The 16,039-nt window shown below is 74.3% G+C and carries 15 protein-coding genes; 12 read left to right on the plus strand and 3 right to left on the minus strand.

The window, feature by feature from the left end; translation table 11 throughout:
- Positions 1-8 precede the first annotated feature (8 nt).
- Positions 9-791, minus strand: coding sequence for a transcriptional repressor LexA (lexA, locus tag ACIA5A_RS12845; protein WP_396760385.1), 783 nt, complete (start codon positions 789-791; stop codon positions 9-11).
- Between the two features lie 465 nt (positions 792-1,256).
- On the opposite strand from lexA, the gene nrdR reads away from it, so the two are divergent.
- The 5 genes from nrdR (at position 1,257) to ACIA5A_RS12870 (ending at position 7,329) form a co-directional block, all read left to right on the plus strand.
- The gene (gene nrdR, locus ACIA5A_RS12850; protein WP_396760388.1) at positions 1,257-1,754 is read left to right on the plus strand and encodes a transcriptional regulator NrdR; all 498 of its coding nucleotides are present in this window, start codon (positions 1,257-1,259) and stop codon (positions 1,752-1,754) included.
- 38 nt (positions 1,755-1,792) lie between these two features.
- A complete protein-coding gene (locus ACIA5A_RS12855; RefSeq protein ID WP_396760390.1) occupies positions 1,793-4,690 on the plus strand; it encodes a vitamin B12-dependent ribonucleotide reductase in 2,898 nt (965 codons plus the stop codon).
- A 190-nt stretch (positions 4,691-4,880) separates the two neighbouring features.
- Positions 4,881-5,555, plus strand: a complete 675-nt coding sequence (locus ACIA5A_RS12860; RefSeq protein ID WP_396760393.1) for an HAD family hydrolase — start codon at positions 4,881-4,883, stop codon at positions 5,553-5,555.
- An 86-nt stretch (positions 5,556-5,641) separates the two neighbouring features.
- Positions 5,642-6,589 carry a DUF2332 domain-containing protein gene (locus ACIA5A_RS12865; RefSeq protein WP_396760396.1) on the plus strand — a complete coding sequence of 316 codons (948 nt, stop codon included), beginning with the start codon at positions 5,642-5,644 and terminating at the stop codon, positions 6,587-6,589.
- Positions 6,586-7,329, plus strand: coding sequence for a nucleotidyltransferase domain-containing protein (locus ACIA5A_RS12870; RefSeq protein ID WP_396760399.1), 744 nt, complete (start codon positions 6,586-6,588; stop codon positions 7,327-7,329). The genes ACIA5A_RS12865 and ACIA5A_RS12870 overlap by 4 nt, the downstream gene beginning before the upstream one ends.
- Before the next feature lie 25 nt (positions 7,330-7,354).
- Here ACIA5A_RS12870 and ACIA5A_RS12875 read toward each other — a convergent pair whose 3' ends face one another.
- Positions 7,355-7,888, minus strand: a complete 534-nt coding sequence (locus ACIA5A_RS12875; protein ID WP_396760402.1) for a hypothetical protein — start codon at positions 7,886-7,888, stop codon at positions 7,355-7,357.
- A 118-nt stretch (positions 7,889-8,006) separates the two neighbouring features.
- Between ACIA5A_RS12875 and ACIA5A_RS12880 the strand changes: the two genes are divergently transcribed.
- The 4 genes from ACIA5A_RS12880 to ACIA5A_RS12895 all read left to right on the plus strand — a co-directional run bounded on the left by ACIA5A_RS12880 (position 8,007) and on the right by ACIA5A_RS12895 (position 10,562).
- Positions 8,007-8,648: a class I SAM-dependent DNA methyltransferase gene (locus ACIA5A_RS12880; RefSeq protein WP_396760405.1), complete on the plus strand. Its 642-nt coding sequence runs from the start codon at positions 8,007-8,009 to the stop codon at positions 8,646-8,648.
- The gene (locus tag ACIA5A_RS12885) at positions 8,645-9,622 is read left to right on the plus strand and encodes an asparaginase domain-containing protein (protein ID WP_396760408.1); all 978 of its coding nucleotides are present in this window, start codon (positions 8,645-8,647) and stop codon (positions 9,620-9,622) included. Before ACIA5A_RS12880 ends, ACIA5A_RS12885 begins: the two co-directional genes overlap by 4 nt.
- Before the next feature lie 68 nt (positions 9,623-9,690).
- Complete coding sequence (locus ACIA5A_RS12890; RefSeq protein WP_396760410.1) at positions 9,691-9,924, plus strand: DUF5522 domain-containing protein; 234 nt, start codon at positions 9,691-9,693, stop codon at positions 9,922-9,924.
- A gap of 89 nt (positions 9,925-10,013) precedes the next feature.
- The gene (locus ACIA5A_RS12895) at positions 10,014-10,562 is read left to right on the plus strand and encodes a hypothetical protein (protein WP_396760413.1); all 549 of its coding nucleotides are present in this window, start codon (positions 10,014-10,016) and stop codon (positions 10,560-10,562) included.
- Positions 10,563-10,577: 15 nt separating this feature from the next.
- Here ACIA5A_RS12895 and ACIA5A_RS12900 read toward each other — a convergent pair whose 3' ends face one another.
- Complete coding sequence (locus ACIA5A_RS12900) at positions 10,578-11,264, minus strand: metal-dependent transcriptional regulator (RefSeq protein WP_396760417.1); 687 nt, start codon at positions 11,262-11,264, stop codon at positions 10,578-10,580.
- A 98-nt stretch (positions 11,265-11,362) separates the two neighbouring features.
- On the opposite strand from ACIA5A_RS12900, the gene ACIA5A_RS12905 reads away from it, so the two are divergent.
- The 3 genes from ACIA5A_RS12905 to ACIA5A_RS12915 are packed head-to-tail and all read left to right on the plus strand — an operon-like array spanning position 11,363 to position 16,009.
- Positions 11,363-12,220 carry a sulfurtransferase gene (locus tag ACIA5A_RS12905; protein WP_396760420.1) on the plus strand — a complete coding sequence of 286 codons (858 nt, stop codon included), beginning with the start codon at positions 11,363-11,365 and terminating at the stop codon, positions 12,218-12,220.
- Between the two features lie 47 nt (positions 12,221-12,267).
- Positions 12,268-13,449, plus strand: a complete 1,182-nt coding sequence (locus ACIA5A_RS12910; RefSeq protein WP_396760423.1) for an acetoin utilization protein AcuC — start codon at positions 12,268-12,270, stop codon at positions 13,447-13,449.
- Positions 13,450-13,453: 4 nt separating this feature from the next.
- Positions 13,454-16,009, plus strand: a complete 2,556-nt coding sequence (locus ACIA5A_RS12915; RefSeq protein WP_396760426.1) for a GNAT family N-acetyltransferase — start codon at positions 13,454-13,456, stop codon at positions 16,007-16,009.
- Positions 16,010-16,039: the final 30 nt, after the last annotated feature.

Raw genomic sequence — 16,039 nt, forward strand, 5'->3', positions numbered from 1 at the left:
GTCAGCGGTCAGATCCGGCGCAGCACCGCGACCACGCGGCCCATGATGGTGGCGTCGTCGCCGGGGATCGGGTCGAAGGCCGGGTTCTGTGGCATCAGCCAGACGTGCCCGTCGCGACGCCGGTAGGTCTTCACGGTCGCCTCGCCGTCGAGCATGGCGGCCACGATGTCGCCGACCTCGGCGTTCGGCTGCTGGCGCACCACCACCCAGTCGCCGTCGCAGATCGCCGCGTCGAGCATCGAGTCGCCCTTGACCTGGAGCATGAAGACCTCGCCCTCACCGACCAGCTCGCGGGGGAGGGGGAAGATGTCCTCCACCGCCTGCTCGGCGAGGATGGGACCACCGGCGGCGATCCGGCCCAGCATCGGCACGTAGGCCGGCGCGGGTCGCTGCGCGCGGGCGGCCTCGTCATCCACGTCGCCCGGGGAGCGGACGTCGACCGCGCGCGGCCGGTTCGGGTCGCGGCGCAGGAAGCCCTTCTTCTCCAGCTCCTTGAGCTGGTAGGCGACGCTGGACGGGGAGACCAGGCCGACGGCCTCGCCGATCTCGCGCACGCTCGGCGGATAGCCGTGGCGCTCCACCCAGGTGCGGATGAACTCCAGGATCCGGCGCTGCCGGGCGGTGAGGTCGACCGTGGCCGGGTCGGGGAAGCTGCTCACCACCGGGGTGACCGGGCGCACCGCGGGCTGGGCGGCTCGGCTGCGCGCGGTGCGGGGGCGGCGGGACGCCGGCGGACCCGCCCCGTCGATCGGCTGCGGGTTCTTCTGCCGGCTGGCCCGGTCCTCGGTCACGTCCGTCCTCCCTGGTCGGCGCTGGGTGCCTCGTCGGCTCGTGGTGCGTGTGGTCTGACCGTATAGGTGAGATCAGCCATTTTCAAACATCTGTACGACGTCATGTCGGCGTGTCGCGTCGAAATCCTGGATTTCCGAACGGGTGTTCTGGTAGATGGTACGTCCCACTCGAACGAATGTTCCATCCCGCTGTGCCGTGACCGGGGGTGGCGGGTCGCCGTTTAGCTCCTCGGCGGGTGACGCGCCGGACACGCCCACCAACTTGACCTCGCTTGGGGGACGGCATACGGTCAACCCCTAGATGTAGTAGTCACATGGGCGTAAGTTGCCTACAGGTTGGGTTCAACTACCGAACGCACTCCCGCACGACGCACGCGGCGACGGCCGTCGAAGGACGGCTCCGCCGGGTCGAACCGTGCCCGGGGGTCGGTGGTGGTGCCCGTGGTCGATGAAGGAGGTCGGGCGATGCGGTGTCCGTACTGCCGGCACGCCGACTCCCGGGTGGTCGACTCGCGGGAGGCCGACGACGGCCAGCTCATCCGGCGGCGACGCTCCTGCCCGGAGTGCGGCAAGCGGTTCACCACCGTCGAGGAGGCGGTGCTCGCGGTGGTCAAGCGCAGCGGGGTGACCGAGCCGTTCAGCCGCACGAAGATCATCGGCGGGGTGCGCAAGGCGTGCCAGGGCCGGCCGGTCGACGACGACTCGATCGCGCTGCTGGCACAGAAGGTCGAGGAGACCGTACGCGCCAAGGGGGCGGCCGAGATCCCCAGCCACGACGTGGGGTTGGCGATCCTCGGTCCGCTGCGTGACCTCGACGAAGTGGCCTATCTGCGGTTCGCCAGCGTCTACCGGTCGTTCGACTCGCTCGCCGACTTCGAGCAGGAGATCGAGACGCTGCGGGCCGCCGCGCGCGCCCGTGAGGGCGCCGGTGCGCCGGTGGCGGATGCCGCCGGCGCGATCTAGCTGACATTTTCTGATTTCCGACAGTGTGACCAGGCGCGGTGGGTGACCGTGCCGACGAGGGGGGCGAGGGCGTGACGACCAGCAAGTCACGGAACAAGGCCGGGGCGGGGCTGAAGATCGAGCGCGTCTGGACGACCGAGGGGGTGCATCCCTACGACGAGGTCGCCTGGGAGCGCCGCGACGTCGTCATGACGAACTGGCGGGACGGCTCGATCAACTTCGAGCAGCGTGGGGTGGAGTTCCCCGAGTCCTGGTCGGTCAACGCGGCCAACATCGTGACCACGAAGTACTTCCGGGGCGCGGTGGGGACCCCGGAGCGCGAGTGGTCGCTCAAGCAGCTCATCGACCGGGTGGTCGACACCTACCGCACCGCCGGCGAGGAGTACGGCTACTTCGCCTCCCCGGCCGACGCGGAGGTGTTCGCGCACGAGCTGACCTGGATGCTGCTGCACCAGGTGTTCAGCTTCAACTCGCCGGTCTGGTTCAACGTCGGCACGCCGTCGCCGCAGCAGGTCAGCGCGTGCTTCATCCTGGCCGTCGACGACTCGATGGACTCCATCCTCGACTGGTACAAGGAGGAGGGGCGGATCTTCCAGGGCGGCTCGGGCGCCGGGGTCAACCTCTCCCGCATCCGGTCCTCCAAGGAGCTGCTCTCCTCCGGCGGCACCGCCTCCGGCCCGGTCAGCTTCATGCGCGGCGCGGACGCCTCCGCCGGCACCATCAAGTCCGGTGGCGCCACCCGGCGGGCGGCCAAGATGGTCATCCTCGACGTGGACCACCCGGACATCGAGGAGTTCGTGGCGACCAAGGCGCGCGAGGAGGACAAGATCCGCGCGCTGCGGGACGCCGGCTTCGACATGGACCTGGGCGGCGCGGACATCGTCAGCGTGCAGTACCAGAACGCCAACAACTCGGTCCGCGTCTCCGACGAGTTCATGACCGCGGTGGAGAACGGCGGCGGCTTCGACCTGCGCGGCCGGCTCGACGGGCAGACCATCGAGACGATCGACGCGAAGAACCTGTTCCACACCATCTCCCAGGCCGCCTGGGAGTGCGCCGACCCGGGCCTGCAGTACGACGACACGATCAACGACTGGCACACCTGCCCGGAGACCGGGCGGATCACCGCGTCGAACCCGTGCTCGGAATACCTGCACCTGGACAACTCCTCGTGCAACCTGGCCTCGCTGAACCTGATGAAGTTCCTCCGCGCCGACGGCGGCTTCGAGGTGGAGAAGTTCGTCAGGTCGGTCGAGTTCGTCATCACCGCGATGGACATCTCGATCTGCTTCGCCGACTTCCCGACCGAGAAGATCGGTGAGACCACCCGCGCCTACCGGCAGCTCGGCATCGGGTACGCCAACCTCGGCGCGCTGCTGATGGCCTCCGGCCTGCCCTACGACTCGGAGCAGGGGCGGGAGGTGTCCGCGTCGATCACCTCGCTGATGACCGGCACCGCCTACCGCCGTTCCGCCGAGCTGGCCGGCATCGTCGGCGCGTACGACGGCTACGCCCGCAACGCGGAGCCGCACAAGCGGGTCATGCGCAAGCACGCCGCCGCCAACGACAGCATCCGGCCGACCGGCACCGTGGCGACCGCCGTGCAGCGCGAGGCCACCAAGCAGTGGACGCTGGGCAACAAGCTGGGCGACAAGAACGGTTGGCGCAACTCGCAGGCCAGCGTGCTCGCCCCGACCGGCACCATCGGCCTGATGATGGACTGCGACACCACGGGCGTCGAGCCGGACCTGGCGCTTGTCAAGTTCAAGAAGCTGGTCGGCGGCGGCTCGATGCAGATCGTCAACCAGACCGTGCCGCGCGCCCTGCGCAGCCTCGGCTACCCCGAGGAGCAGGTCGAGGCGATCGTGGAGCACATCGCCGACCACGGGCACGTGGTGGACGCCCCCGGCCTGAAGCCGGAGCACTACCCGGTCTTCGACTGCGCCATGGGCGAGCGGTCCATCGCGCCGATGGGCCACGTGCGGATGATGGCGGCGGTCCAGCCGTTCATCTCCGGCGCCATCTCCAAGACGGTCAACATGCCGGAGCAGGCCACCGTCGCCGACGTCGAGAAGATCTACTTCGAGGGCTGGAAGCTCGGCCTCAAGGCGCTGGCGATCTACCGGGACAACTGCAAGGTGGGCCAGCCGCTGTCGGTGGCCAAGCCGAACAAGGGCGCCGCCGAGACGCAGGCCCCGGCCGCCGAGGTCGAGAAGGTCGTGGAGAAGGTCGTCGAGTACCGCCCGGTGCGCAAGCGGCTGCCGAAGAAGCGCCCGTCGCAGACGGTCTCCTTCTCGGTCGGCGGCGCCGAGGGCTACCTCACCGCCTCGTCCTACCCGGACGACGGCCTCGGCGAGGTCTTCCTCAAGATGTCGAAGCAGGGCTCGACCCTGGCCGGCGTGATGGACGCCTTCTCGGTGGCCATCTCCATCGGTCTCCAGTACGGCGTCCCGCTGGAGACGTACGTCAGCAAGTTCACCAACATGCGCTTCGAGCCGGCCGGCATGACCGACGACCCGGACGTGCGGATGGCCGCCTCGGTGATGGACTACATCTTCCGTCGCCTGGCGCTGGACTTCCTGCCGTATGAGCGCCGCGCGGAGCTGGGCATCTTCACCGCCAAGGAGCGGGCCGCCCAGCTCCGGGCCGAGGCGGAGGCGGAGGCGAGCGGTGCGGACCTCACCGCGATGGCCGCCTCCGCCCCGGTCGAGGCGCCCGAGCCGAAGACCGGCCCGGTGGCCCAGCCGGCGCAGGAGATGGCCGACGTCGCCGCCGCCAAGCCCGCGCCGTCGGTGGGCTCCAGCACCGAACTGCTGGAGGCCGTGATCGGCAAGGCCGCGGACGCGCCGCTCTGCTTCACCTGCGGCACCAAGATGCGGCCGGCCGGTAGCTGCTACGTCTGCGAGGGCTGCGGCTCCACCAGCGGTTGTAGCTGACATCGGGCCGAGTCGCATTCGGTGCGACGTCCGGTTCGTCGATGACGACGGCGGCGGGAAGACCAGCGACCGCCCGACCCGGTAGGGGTCGGGCGGTCGCTGTGGCGCGGACCGTCACCGAGGTGTTCGCTCGGAACAGCTCACTGCGTCGCGGACCGCAGAACGCGTCGTGTCGATCTAGGGTGATGCGATGACCGCCAAGCCCGTGACGACAGTGCTGTTCGACTTCGCCTGGACGCTGTTCGCCAGAAGCTCGGAGCGCTGGGTGGGCAACGCGGCGGCATCGATCGACCGGACACTGGCTGCCGGTGAGGCGCACCGGATTGCCGGCGACTTCGCGGAACTGTTGCGGGAGACGGCCACGGATCCGGCCCACATCGCCCGAGACCTGGATCCGCGAGTCTGGGATCGAGCGATCCTCGCCGTGCTGGAGCAGATTCCTGGCGTGGACCGGGCGCTGGCATCGGTCTTGCACGAAACACACGCCGAAGCGATCGAGCCGTACGCCGACACCGCCACCACCCTGTCCGCGTTGCGGGACAGCGGTGTTCGCATCGGCGTCGTCAGCAACGTCGGCTGGGACATCCGCAAGTGCTTTGCGCGCCACGGACTCGACGGCCATGTCGACGCGTTCGTCCTGTCCTACGAGGTCGGCTTCGTCAAACCGGACCCTCGGATCTGGGGCGTCGCCCTCGAAGCCCTCCATGCCGCACCGGGCGAGACCCTGATGGTCGGTGATCATCCCGCCGGTGACGGCGGATCGGTCGCCGCCGGCATACCGGCGCTGATCCTGCCGATGGTGGATTCGACCGCGCAGAAACGCGGCTTCGAATACGTGCTCAGGCTTGCCCGGGTTCCGTCCTGACAGGTCTGCCGCCGGCACCCGGAATTCCCGGCCCGGGTGGGCACGGTCACAGAACGGGGCGTGCCGGAAGCTGGGATGCTCGGGCGATGAGCACCGCCGACGCCTATCAGGCGTTCGCCGACCGCGAGGCGCGCGACGTCTCCCCGACGTACCACCGGTTGTCGCGGGCCGTGGCGCGCGACCCGGACCTGCTCGCGTCGCTCGACACGCTTCCACCTGCCAAGCGCCAGCCGAACCTGCTCTTCGGCGTGGTCCGGCTGCGCGGCGGCCCGGTGGACGACCCGGCGGCGTTCCGCGAGCACGTGCTGGCCCACTGGCCGGACGTCGCGGCGCAGATGCGGGCGCGGGCGACGCAGACCAACGAGGCCGGGCGCTGCGCGGTGCTGCTGCCGGTGCTGGCCGCGCTGCCGCAGCCGCTGGCGTTGCTGGAGGTCGGCGTGTCCGCCGGCCTGTGCCTCTACCCCGACCGGTACGCCTACCGCTACGGCGACCGGCGCGTCGGCGACGGCGAGCCGGTGCTCGACTGCGCGCTCACCGGCGCGGCCCCGCCGGCCCGGCGGCCGGAGGTGGTGTGGCGGGCCGGGCTGGACGTGAATCCGCTCGACGTCACCGACCCGGCCGACCTGGCCTGGCTGGACGCGCTGATCTGGCCGGAGCACCGGCACCGCCGGGACCGGCTGCGGGCCGCCGCGGCGGTCGCGGCGGCCGACCCCCCGCTGCTGGTCCGCGGCGACCTCGTCGACGACCTGCCGGCGCTCGCGGCGCGGGCGCCGGCCGGCGCGACGCTCGTGGTGTTCCACAGCTCGGTGCTCTACCAGGTGCCGTCCGCGCGTCGGGCGGCGTTCACCGCGCTGGTCGGCACGCTGCCCGGCCACTGGCTCGCCAACGAGGACCCGGCCGTGCTGCCGCACGCGCAGACGCCCGCGCCGCCGGACGGCGGGTTCCACAACGTGCTCGCGCTGGACGGCCGGCCGTTGGCCTGGACCCGGGGCCACGGGCAGGCGGTCACCTGGTTCGCCCCGGTGCGGCCATGACCACGCGCCCGGCCGCCGTCGACGCGTTCACGCGGGAGGTGGCGGCGCTCGGCTGGGTGTCCGACCTGCTGGTCGCCGGGTCGCTCGCCACCGGTGGCTACCGGCCCGGCGTCAGCGACCTGGACCTGGTCGCGGTGGCGGACGGGCCGGTCGACGCGACCCGGCGGACCGAGCTGACCACCCTGCACCGCCGGTTCGACGCCGGTCCGGCCGCGGGCCTGCACCTGGGCTGCGTGTACGTGGCAACCGCCGCCGTCGAGGACGTCCAGGCGCGCCATCCCACCTGGACGCATGGGCAGCTCGTCCACCGGATCCTCTCCGGCGTCACCCGCGCCGAGCTGGTCCGGCACGGTCATGCCCTCCTCGGCCGGCCGCCGGATCAGGTCCTGCCGCCGATGACCGACGACGACGTGCGCGCCGCGGCCCGGGCCGAACTGACCGGCTACTGGGCCTGGGCGGCCCGGCGGCCCTGGTTGTGGCTGGACCCCGACCTGGCCGACCTCGGGCTCACCTCGATGGCCCGGGGGCGGCATGCGGTGCGGCACGGCGAGCTGATCGGCAAGGACCGGGCCGTTCCCGCCGTGGCCGCGCCGTCCTGGCTGGTCGAGCAGGTGCGGGCACGCCGCCGGGGCGAACCGGTCACCTCACCGCGGATCCGCACCGCGCTGATCGCCTGGCGGGACGCTCGCCGGACCGTCGCCGCGGCCCGCCGGGAAACGGCCGGTCGGGGCGGCCGCTGACCTGCGGGCCGCCCGCCGTCCCGGCTCAGTCGGGCAGCGAGTCGACCGCCGAGGCGAGCACCCCGCGCAGGTCGGCCTCCGCGCCGGCCGGCAGCGTCTCCGGCTTGACCACCTGGTACGCGACGCGCACCTCGTAGGTGTCGCCCCGCCAGGCGTAGCCGTCGAACCGGGTCTCCCCGCCGTCCCACGGCGTCACCGCCACGCAGGAGTTGTCGCCCGGTCCCTCGCCGGTCAGGTCGACGGCGATCCGGGAGCACCGGTTCCGTCGCCACGTCTCGTCGTACATGCCCTCGGCGTCGACGCCCACGGTGACGAGCAGGTCGCCCCGCATGGAGGTGCCGCTGGTCAGGTCGACCGCGCACTCCCGGGTGCCGCTGCGGTCGCCGAGGTTCGCCGAGGCGGTGGGTCGGGCGCCGGGCGCGAGCCGGGCCAGCAGGTCGGCCGGGAGCAGCGCGCAGGGGTCGCGAAGCTCGTCCGGCGTGGCTGTCGCGTCGGCGGCACAGCCGGCGGTGGCCAGGAGCGCACCGGTGACCACGAGCATTGCGGCCGATCTCGTCATCTGTCCTCCTTGGACGGTCGCCGGGGACCGTAGCAGCGCCGTGCTACCCGCAGATTTCGCGGTGACCCCCCGTCCACATCCCGTTCGACAGTGCGGGGTGGGTGAGTAGGGTTCGGGCGTGGACGAGACGGGCTGGCTGACCGAGATCCGCACGGCCTACGACACCGTCGCCGAGGACTACGCGCGGGTGCTGCCGGACGTGGTGGAGCCGCCGCTGGACCGGGCGGTGCTGAGCGCGTTCGCCGAGACGGTCGGGCCGGGCCGGCCGGTGCTGGAGGTCGGGTGCGGTACCGGTCGGGTCACCGCCCACCTGCGACGTCTCGGCCTCGACGTGGCCGGCGTCGACCTCTCACCCGGCATGGTGGCGGTGGCCCGCCGGGACCACCCGGAGCTGAGTTTCGACGTCGGCTCGATGACGGAGCTGACCGCGCCGGACGCGTCGCTCGCCGGGCTGGTCGCCTGGTACTCGATCATCCACCTGCCACCGGAACTGCTGCCCGGGGTGTTCGCCGGCTTCCGCCGGGTGCTCGCCCCTGGCGGTCACCTGCTGCTCGCGGTGAAGGCGGGCGACCGGCTCGACCGGCGGGAACAGGCGTACGGGCACCGCGTCGGCCTCGACGTGCACTGGCTGCCGCCGGAGCGGCTGGCCGCCCAGCTCACCGACGCCGGGTTGGCGGTGTCGGCCACGCTGGTCCGCGAACCGGTCGGCGCCGAGCGCCAGCCGCAGGCGTTCCTGCTCGCCGAGCGGGCGGCCCGATGAGCGTCACGCTGTTCACCCTCGGCGGGACCATCGCGATGGCCGGCGCCGGCGCCGGGGGAGTGGTCACCCGGCTCACCGGCGCCGACCTCACCGCCGCCGTACCCGGTCTCGCCGACGTTCCGCTCGACGTGCGGGACGTGGCGGCGGTGCCCAGCGCCGCGCTCGCGTACCGGCAGGTCCTCGACCTGGTGGACGCGGCGGCCGCGGCGGTCGACGGCGGGGCGACAGGCGTGGTGGTCACCCAGGGCACCGACACGCTGGAGGAGACCGCGTGGCTGGCCGACCTGGTCTCCCCGCGTGCGGCGCCGCTGGTCTTCACCGGCGCGATGCGCAACCCGACGCTGGCCGGCCCGGACGGGCCGGCGAACCTGCTCGCGGCGGTCCGGGTGGCGGCCGCGCCGGCCGCGCGGGACCTCGGCGTGCTCGCGGTGCTCAACGACGAGATCCACGCCGCGCGGTTCGTCCGCAAGACGCACAGCACGAGTACGGCGACGTTCGCCTCGCCCGACGCCGGGCCGCTCGGGCACCTGGTCGAGGGGCGGGTACGGGTGCTGACCCGACCGCCCCGGCACGCGCCGCTGCCGGCGGTGGACACCGACCGGCTCGCCGCCACCCGGGTGGCGCTGCACACGGTCACGCTCGACGACGACGTGACGCTGCTCGACGCGCTCGCCACCGGCCTCGACGGGCTGGTGGTGGCCGGGTTCGGGGTGGGGCACGTGCCACCCGCCTTCGCCCCGGCGTTGGGCGCGCTGACCGGGCGGATGCCCGTGGTGCTGACCTCGCGGACCGGGGCCGGGCCGGTGCTGCGGGACACCTACGGCGCGGTCGGCTCGGAGCGGGACCTGCGGCGGCGCGGGCTGGTCGACGGCGGGTTGCTCGGCCCGTACCGGGCGAAGGTGCTGCTGCGCCTGCTGCTCGCCGCCGGCGCGGACCGGGCGACGATCACCGAGGCGTTCGCGCGCCACGGTTGAGAGGTGTTAAAAGGGGCCCCCGCCTATGCGGAAAACGTTAAGAAGGGGCCCCTCCTTACACTCCAGCGGTGAGTGACGAGCTGGCGGACCGGCCGCTGACCGAGCCGCACCCGTCGCGCCTGCCGCCGGGGCATCCCGCGCGGGAGCGGATCCTGGCCGCGCACGCCGCCGCGCTGGCCGCCGGGGAGGCCGGCTACCTCGACCCGGACACCGGGCTGTTCGTGCTCAGCGCCGGCTTCCTGGCCCGGCGCGGCACCTGCTGCGGGCGAGGCTGCCGGCACTGTCCGTACGTGGCCGATTAGGGGCCTTCCGTCCCGGCCGGTCGGGCCGTACGGTGTCCGACGGAACTCCGGCGGGCCGTCCGCCCGCCGCCGATCGCGGAGGTCTCCCCGTGCGCGCCCGTACCTGGCTGGCCGTCTCGGCCGTCCTGCTCGCCACCGGCTGCGGCGAGGACGCCTCGGAGGTCGAGGTGCCGGCGGCCGCGCCGCCGGCGGTAGAGGTCGCCGCGGCGTCCTCCGGCGGCGCCTGCCGGCTGCTCGACTTCGCGGTGATCGCCGCGCACACCGGCGGCGAGTTCGACGTGGCCGCCGCCACCGACCGGGGCGACACGCACACCTGCGTCGTGCGGGCCCAGGAGGCGGCGCTGCCGGAGCTGACGCTGTCGGTGACCGACACGTCGATCGACGCGGCCACGTTCACCGCCGACGTGCAGCCGCGCGGCGCGGCGAAGGTCACCAAGCTGGGGAAGGTGGCCTACCGGCGCACGGTGTCGAAGACCGCGAAGGTCGGCCCGGTCGCCGAGGTGGGCTGGCTGGCCGGTGAGGACCGGCTGGCCAGCCTGCGCTGGGCCACCCCGCCCGGCACCGCCGCCGCGGAGGCGGAGAAGGCGACCGCCAAGCTGGTCGCCCTGGCCAAGGTGATCGACACCCGCCGGCTCTGAGCCCCGGCCCGCGGGTCAGCGGGCCGCGACGAAGACCCGGGAGGCCACCTCGCGGGGCAGCCGCACCCGGTCACCGGAGCGGTCGATGGACACGCCGTCGCGCTCCTGCGCCACCGTGACGGTCGCGCCCGGGTCGACGCCGGCGGCGTGCAACTGGCGGAGCACGTCGGCGTCGGTCTGCACGCTCTCGCAGATCCGTCGCACCACCACCGGGCCGGACAGGCCGGGGAAGGCCAGGTTGCGCTCGGCCTCGACGGTCTCGGCCGTCGGCTGGCCCGGGTCGCCCAGCTCCTCCAGGCCCGGGATCGGGTTGCCGTAGGGCGACCGCGACGGGCGGTTGAGCAGGTCGTAGACCCGCTTCTCGACCGCGTCGCTCATCACGTGCTCCCAGCGGCAGGCCTCCTCGTGGGCCTCCTCGTAGGGCATCCCGATCACGTTGACCAGCAGCAGCTCGGCCAGCCGGTGCTTACGCATCACCGACACGGCGGTGTTGCGGCCCAGCGCGGTGAGGGTCAGGTGCCTGTCGCCCTCGACGGTGAGCAGCCCGTCCCGCTCCATCCGGGCGACGGTCTGGCTGACGGTCGGACCGCTCTGCCGCAGCCGCTCGGCGATGCGGGCGCGCAGCGGCGGCACACCTTCCTCCTCCAGCTCGAGGATGGTGCGCAGGTACATCTCGGTCGTGTCGACCAGGTCATGCTTCACGTCAGCGGCCTCCCGGCGTCCGATGCTACCCGTAACGACCGACCGGCTGCCGCAGGCGAACCCGGAGGTCGCTGCCCGGATGGTGTTCACTGGACCGCATGTCCGGAACCGCAGAGCTGCTGGTCGAGCCGGAGCGGCTCGCCGCCGAGCTCGACCGCGCCGACCCGCCCGTGCTGCTCGACGTCCGCTGGCGGCTCGCCGGCCCACCCGGCCGCGACGACCACACCGCCGGCCACCTGCCCGGCGCCGTCTTCGTCGACCTGGACACCGAGCTGTGCGGGCCACCCGGCGCCGCCGGGCGGCACCCGCTGCCCGACCCGGCCGCGTTGCAGGCCGCGCTGCGGGCCGCCGGGGTCCGCGCCGGTCACCCGGTGGTGGTGTACGACGGCGGCGACGGGATGTCCGCCGCGCGGGCCTGGTGGACGCTGCGCTGGGCGGGGCACCGGGCGGTGCGGGTGCTGCACGGCGGCTTCCCGGCCTGGACGGCCGCCGGGCTGCCGGTGGACGCCACGGTCCCCGAGCCGACGCCCGGCGACGTGACGGTCACCCCGGGCGCGCTGCCGGTGCTCGACGCCGCCCGGGCGGCCCGGCTCGCCGCCGCCGACACCGGGGTGCTGCTCGACGTGCGGGCCGCCCCGCGCTACCGGGGCGAGACGGAACCGGTCGACCCGGTCGCCGGGCACGTCCCGGGCGCGGTCAACCTGCCCGCTCCGGGGTACGTGACGCAGGGCCGGTTCCCCGCCGCCGAGGCGCTGCGGGCGCGCTTCGCCGAGGCCGGGGTGGACCCGGACGCGCCGGTCGGCGCGTACTGCGGCTCCGGGGTGACCGCCGCGCAGGCGGTGCTGGCGCTGCACCTGGCCGGCCGGCCGGACGCCGCCCTCTACGTCGGCTCGTGGAGCGAGTGGGTGGCCGACCCGGACCGTCCGGTGGCGACCGGCGACGCCGCCGGCCGGTGAGCGCGCGGCTGGTGGGCGCGCCCCGACCCGCGTGCGACGATGGCCGCATGTCCGACGACACGGTGGTGGTGTGGGATCCCGCCCTCCTCGCCTACGACATGGGGGACCATCCCCTCGACCCGGTCCGGGTCGAGCTGACCATGGCGCTCGCCCGCGAGCTGGGCGTGCTCGACCGGCCCGGGGTGCGCCTGGTCAAGCCCGAACCGGCCGACGACGCGCTGCTGACCCGGGTGCACGACCCGGCCTACCTGGACGCGGTCCGCGCCGCGCCGCACGACCCGCTCTTCGCCGGCTTCGGCCTCGGCACCTCGGACAACCCGGTCTTCGACGGGATGCACGAGTCCAGCGCGCTGATCGCCGGCGCCACCGTGGCCGCCGCCGAGGCGGTCTGGCGGGGCGAGGCCCGGCGCGCGGTGAACGTGGCCGGCGGCCTGCACCACGCCATGCCGGCCCGGGCCGCCGGCTTCTGCGTCTACAACGACCCGGCGGTGGCCATCGCCCGCCTGCTCGACCTCGGCGCGGAGCGGATCGCGTACGTGGACGTGGACGTGCACCACGGCGACGGTGTGCAGGAGGTCTTCTACCGGGACCCCCGGGTGCTCACGGTCAGCCTGCACGAGACCCCGCTCGCGCTCTTCCCCGGCACCGGGTTCCCGGACGAGACCGGCGGGCCGGGCGCGGAGGGCACCGCGGTCAACGTGCCGCTGCCCCCGGGCGTCGGCGACGCGGGCTGGCAGCGGGCGTTCCACGCGGTGGTGCCGTCGGTGCTGCGCGCGTTCCGGCCGCAGGTGCTCGTCACCCAGTGCGGCGCGGACGGGCACCGGGTCGACCCGCTGGCCGACCTGCACCTGTCCGTGGACGGGCAGCGGGCCACCTACCTGGCGCTGCGGGCGCTCGCCGACGAGCTGTGCGACGGCCGCTGGGTGGCCACCGGCGGCGGCGGGTACGCGCTCGTCGAGGTGGTGCCCCGGGCCTGGACGCACCTGCTCGCGGTGGCCACCGGTGAACCTGTCGACCCGGCCACGCTCACCCCGCCGGGCTGGCGGGAGCTGGCCGCGCGACGGCGTCCCGGCCACGACGTCCCGCTGCGGATGACCGACGACGTCGACCCGTCCTTCCAGCCGTGGCAGCCCAGCGGTGAGCCGAACGCGGTGGACCGGGCGGTCGCGGCCACCCGCAAGGCGGTCTTCCCGCTGCTCGGCCTCGACCCGCACGATCCCCGCGACTGATCCCGTGACCACCGTCGAGCAACCGGTGGACGTGCTGCTGAGCGACGGCACCACGGTCCAGTTGCGACAGATCCACCCGGACGACGCGGCGGCGATCGTGGCGATGCACGCCCGGTTCTCCGAGCGCACCCGGTACCTGCGCTACTTCTCGCCGTACCCGCGCATCCCGGAGCGGGACCTGAGGCGCTTCGTCACGGTCGACCACCGGGACCGGGAGGCGTTCGTGGTGCTGGCCGGCGAGCGGATCGTCGCCGTCGGCCGGTACGAGCGGCTGGGCCCCGCCTCGCCGGAGGCCGAGGTGGCGTTCGTGGTGGAGGACGCCTACCAGGGGCGGGGCATCGGGTCGGTGCTGCTGGAGCATCTGGCCGACGCGGCGGGCCGGCACGGCATCGCGCACTTCGTCGCCGAGGTGCTCCCGGCCAACGGGCAGATGCTGCGGGTCTTCGCCGACTTCGGCTACCAGGTCCAGCGCCAGTACGCCGACGGCGTGGTGCACCTGAGCTTCCCGATCGCGGCCACCGAGGCGACGCTCGAGGTGCAGCGCGGTCGGGAGCACCGCACCGAGGCGCGGTCGATCGCCCGGCTGCTCGCCCCGCGCGGCATCGCCGTCTACGGCGCCAGCACCACCGGCCAGGGTGTCGGCGCGGCGCTGCTCGGGCACCTGCGCGACGGCGGGTTCACCGGGGCGATCGTGCCGGTGCACCCGGGCGCGGCGACCGTGGCCGGGCTGCCCGCGTACCCGTCGGCTGTCGACGCCGGCCTCGACGTGGACCTGGCGGTGGTGGCGGTCGCCCCGGAGGCGGTGACCGAGGTGGTGCAGGACGCCGCCCGGGCCGGCGCGCACGGCCTGGTGGTGGTCTCCGCCGGGTTCGCCGAGTCCGGCCCGGCCGGGGCGGCGTCGCAGCGGGCCCTGGTCCGCGCCGCGCACCTGGCCGGCATGCGGGTGGTCGGCCCGAACTGTCTCGGCGTCGCCAACACCGACCCGGCGGTACGCCTCAACGCCACGCTCGCCCCGGTGCTGCCCGCGGCGGGTCGGGTGGGCGTGTTCAGCCAGTCCGGCGCGTTCGGGGTGGCGTTGCTGGCCGAGGCGTCCCGGCGCGGGCTCGGCCTGTCCAGCTTCGTCTCGGCCGGCAACCGGGCCGACGTGTCCGGCAACGACCTGCTGCAGTATTGGCAGGACGACCCGGGCACCGACGTGATCACGCTCTACCTGGAGACGTTCGGCAACCCGCGCAAGTTCGCCCGGCTGGCCCGGCGGATCGGCCGGAGCAAGCCGGTGGTGGCGCTGGCGTCGCCGGCCCGGCCGCCGGGTGTGGGCGAGGCGCCGGCGCTGGACGCCGCCGCGGTCAGCGCGCTGTTCGCCCAGTCCGGCGTGATCCGGGTGGACACCGTGTCCGAGCTGCTCGACGTGGGCGTGCTGCTGGCCCACCAGCCGTTGCCGGCCGGGCGGCGGATCGCCGTGGTCGGCAACTCGTCGGCGCTGACCGGGCTGGCCGCGACCGCCGGCGCCGGGCAGGGCCTGGTCGTCGCCGACGGCTACCCGCACGACGTCGGGCCGACCGGTGGCGCCGCCGCGTACGCCGCCGCGCTTGCCGCCGCCGCGGCCGACGAGCGGGTGGACGCCGTGGTGGCGGTGTTCGCCCCGCCGCTGCCCGGCCAGCTCACCGATCCGGAGGCCGACTTCGCGGCGGCGCTGCCCGACGCGCGGGCCACCGGCAAGCCGGTGGTGGCGACGTTCCTCGCCGGCCGGGTGCCCACCGGGGTGCCCGCCTACCCGAGCGTGGAGGAGGCGGTGCGGGCGCTGGCCCGGGTCACCCGGTACGCGGACTGGCTGCGCCGGCCGCCGGGCGTGCTGCCCGAGCTGGCCCGGGTCGACCGGTCGGCCGGGCAGGCCGCGCTGGGGCCGGACGGCGCGGAGACCGCCGCGCTGCTCGGCGCGTACGGCATCGACGTGGTGGAGTCGGCGCCGGCCGGCTCGGCCGACGAGGTGCTGGCGGCGGGGGAGCGGCTCGGCTGGCCGGTGGCGCTCAAGGCGGCCGACCCGGGGCTGCGGCACCGCCTCGACCTGGGCGCGGTCCGGCTCGACCTGGCCGACGCCGACGCGCTGCGCCGCGCGTACGCCGAGATGGCCCCGGTGTTCGGCGCGCGGGTGCTGGTCCAGCCGATGGTCGCGCCGGGCGTGGCGTCCGTGGTGGAGCTGGTGGAGGATCCGGCGTTCGGGCCGGTGGTGGGGTTCGGGCTGGGCGGCGTGGCGACCGAGCTGCTCGGCGACCGGGCCTGGCGGGCGGTGCCGCTGACCGACCGGGACGCCGCCGAGCTGGTCGACGAGCCGCGTGCCGCGCCGCTGCTGCACGGGCACCGGGGCGCCGCCCCGGTGGACCGGGCGGCCCTGGTGGACCTGCTGCTGCGGGTCGGCCGGCTGGCCGACGAGCAGCCCCGGGTGCGGTCGCTCACGCTCAACCCGGTGCTGGCCCGCCCGGACGGGATCTCGGTGCTGCACGCCACCGTCCGCACCGGCGCCGATTCCCCACGCCCCGACACGGGCCCCCGGAGGTTGTAAGGAAGGGCCCCCGCTTAACGCATTCGGTAT

It is taken from the genome of Micromonospora sp. NPDC051300, assembly GCF_044455315.1.
Lineage (GTDB): Bacteria > Actinomycetota > Actinomycetes > Mycobacteriales > Micromonosporaceae > Micromonospora > Micromonospora robiginosa.

Excerpts from the sequence above, each read along its gene's own strand:
- nrdR (WP_396760388.1), top strand. The coding sequence starts at position 1,257 with ATGCGGTGTCCGTACTGCCGGCACGCCGACTCCCGGGTGGTCGACTCG.
- ACIA5A_RS12905 (WP_396760420.1), top strand. The coding sequence starts at position 11,363 with ATGTCCGGAACCGCAGAGCTGCTGGTCGAGCCGGAGCGGCTCGCCGCC.
- ACIA5A_RS12860 (WP_396760393.1), top strand. The coding sequence starts at position 4,881 with ATGACCGCCAAGCCCGTGACGACAGTGCTGTTCGACTTCGCCTGGACG.
- ACIA5A_RS12865 (WP_396760396.1), top strand. The coding sequence starts at position 5,642 with ATGAGCACCGCCGACGCCTATCAGGCGTTCGCCGACCGCGAGGCGCGC.
- ACIA5A_RS12875 (WP_396760402.1), bottom strand. The coding sequence starts at position 7,888 with ATGACGAGATCGGCCGCAATGCTCGTGGTCACCGGTGCGCTCCTGGCC.
- ACIA5A_RS12870 (WP_396760399.1), top strand. The coding sequence starts at position 6,586 with ATGACCACGCGCCCGGCCGCCGTCGACGCGTTCACGCGGGAGGTGGCG.
- ACIA5A_RS12885 (WP_396760408.1), top strand. The coding sequence starts at position 8,645 with ATGAGCGTCACGCTGTTCACCCTCGGCGGGACCATCGCGATGGCCGGC.
- ACIA5A_RS12910 (WP_396760423.1), top strand. The coding sequence starts at position 12,268 with ATGTCCGACGACACGGTGGTGGTGTGGGATCCCGCCCTCCTCGCCTAC.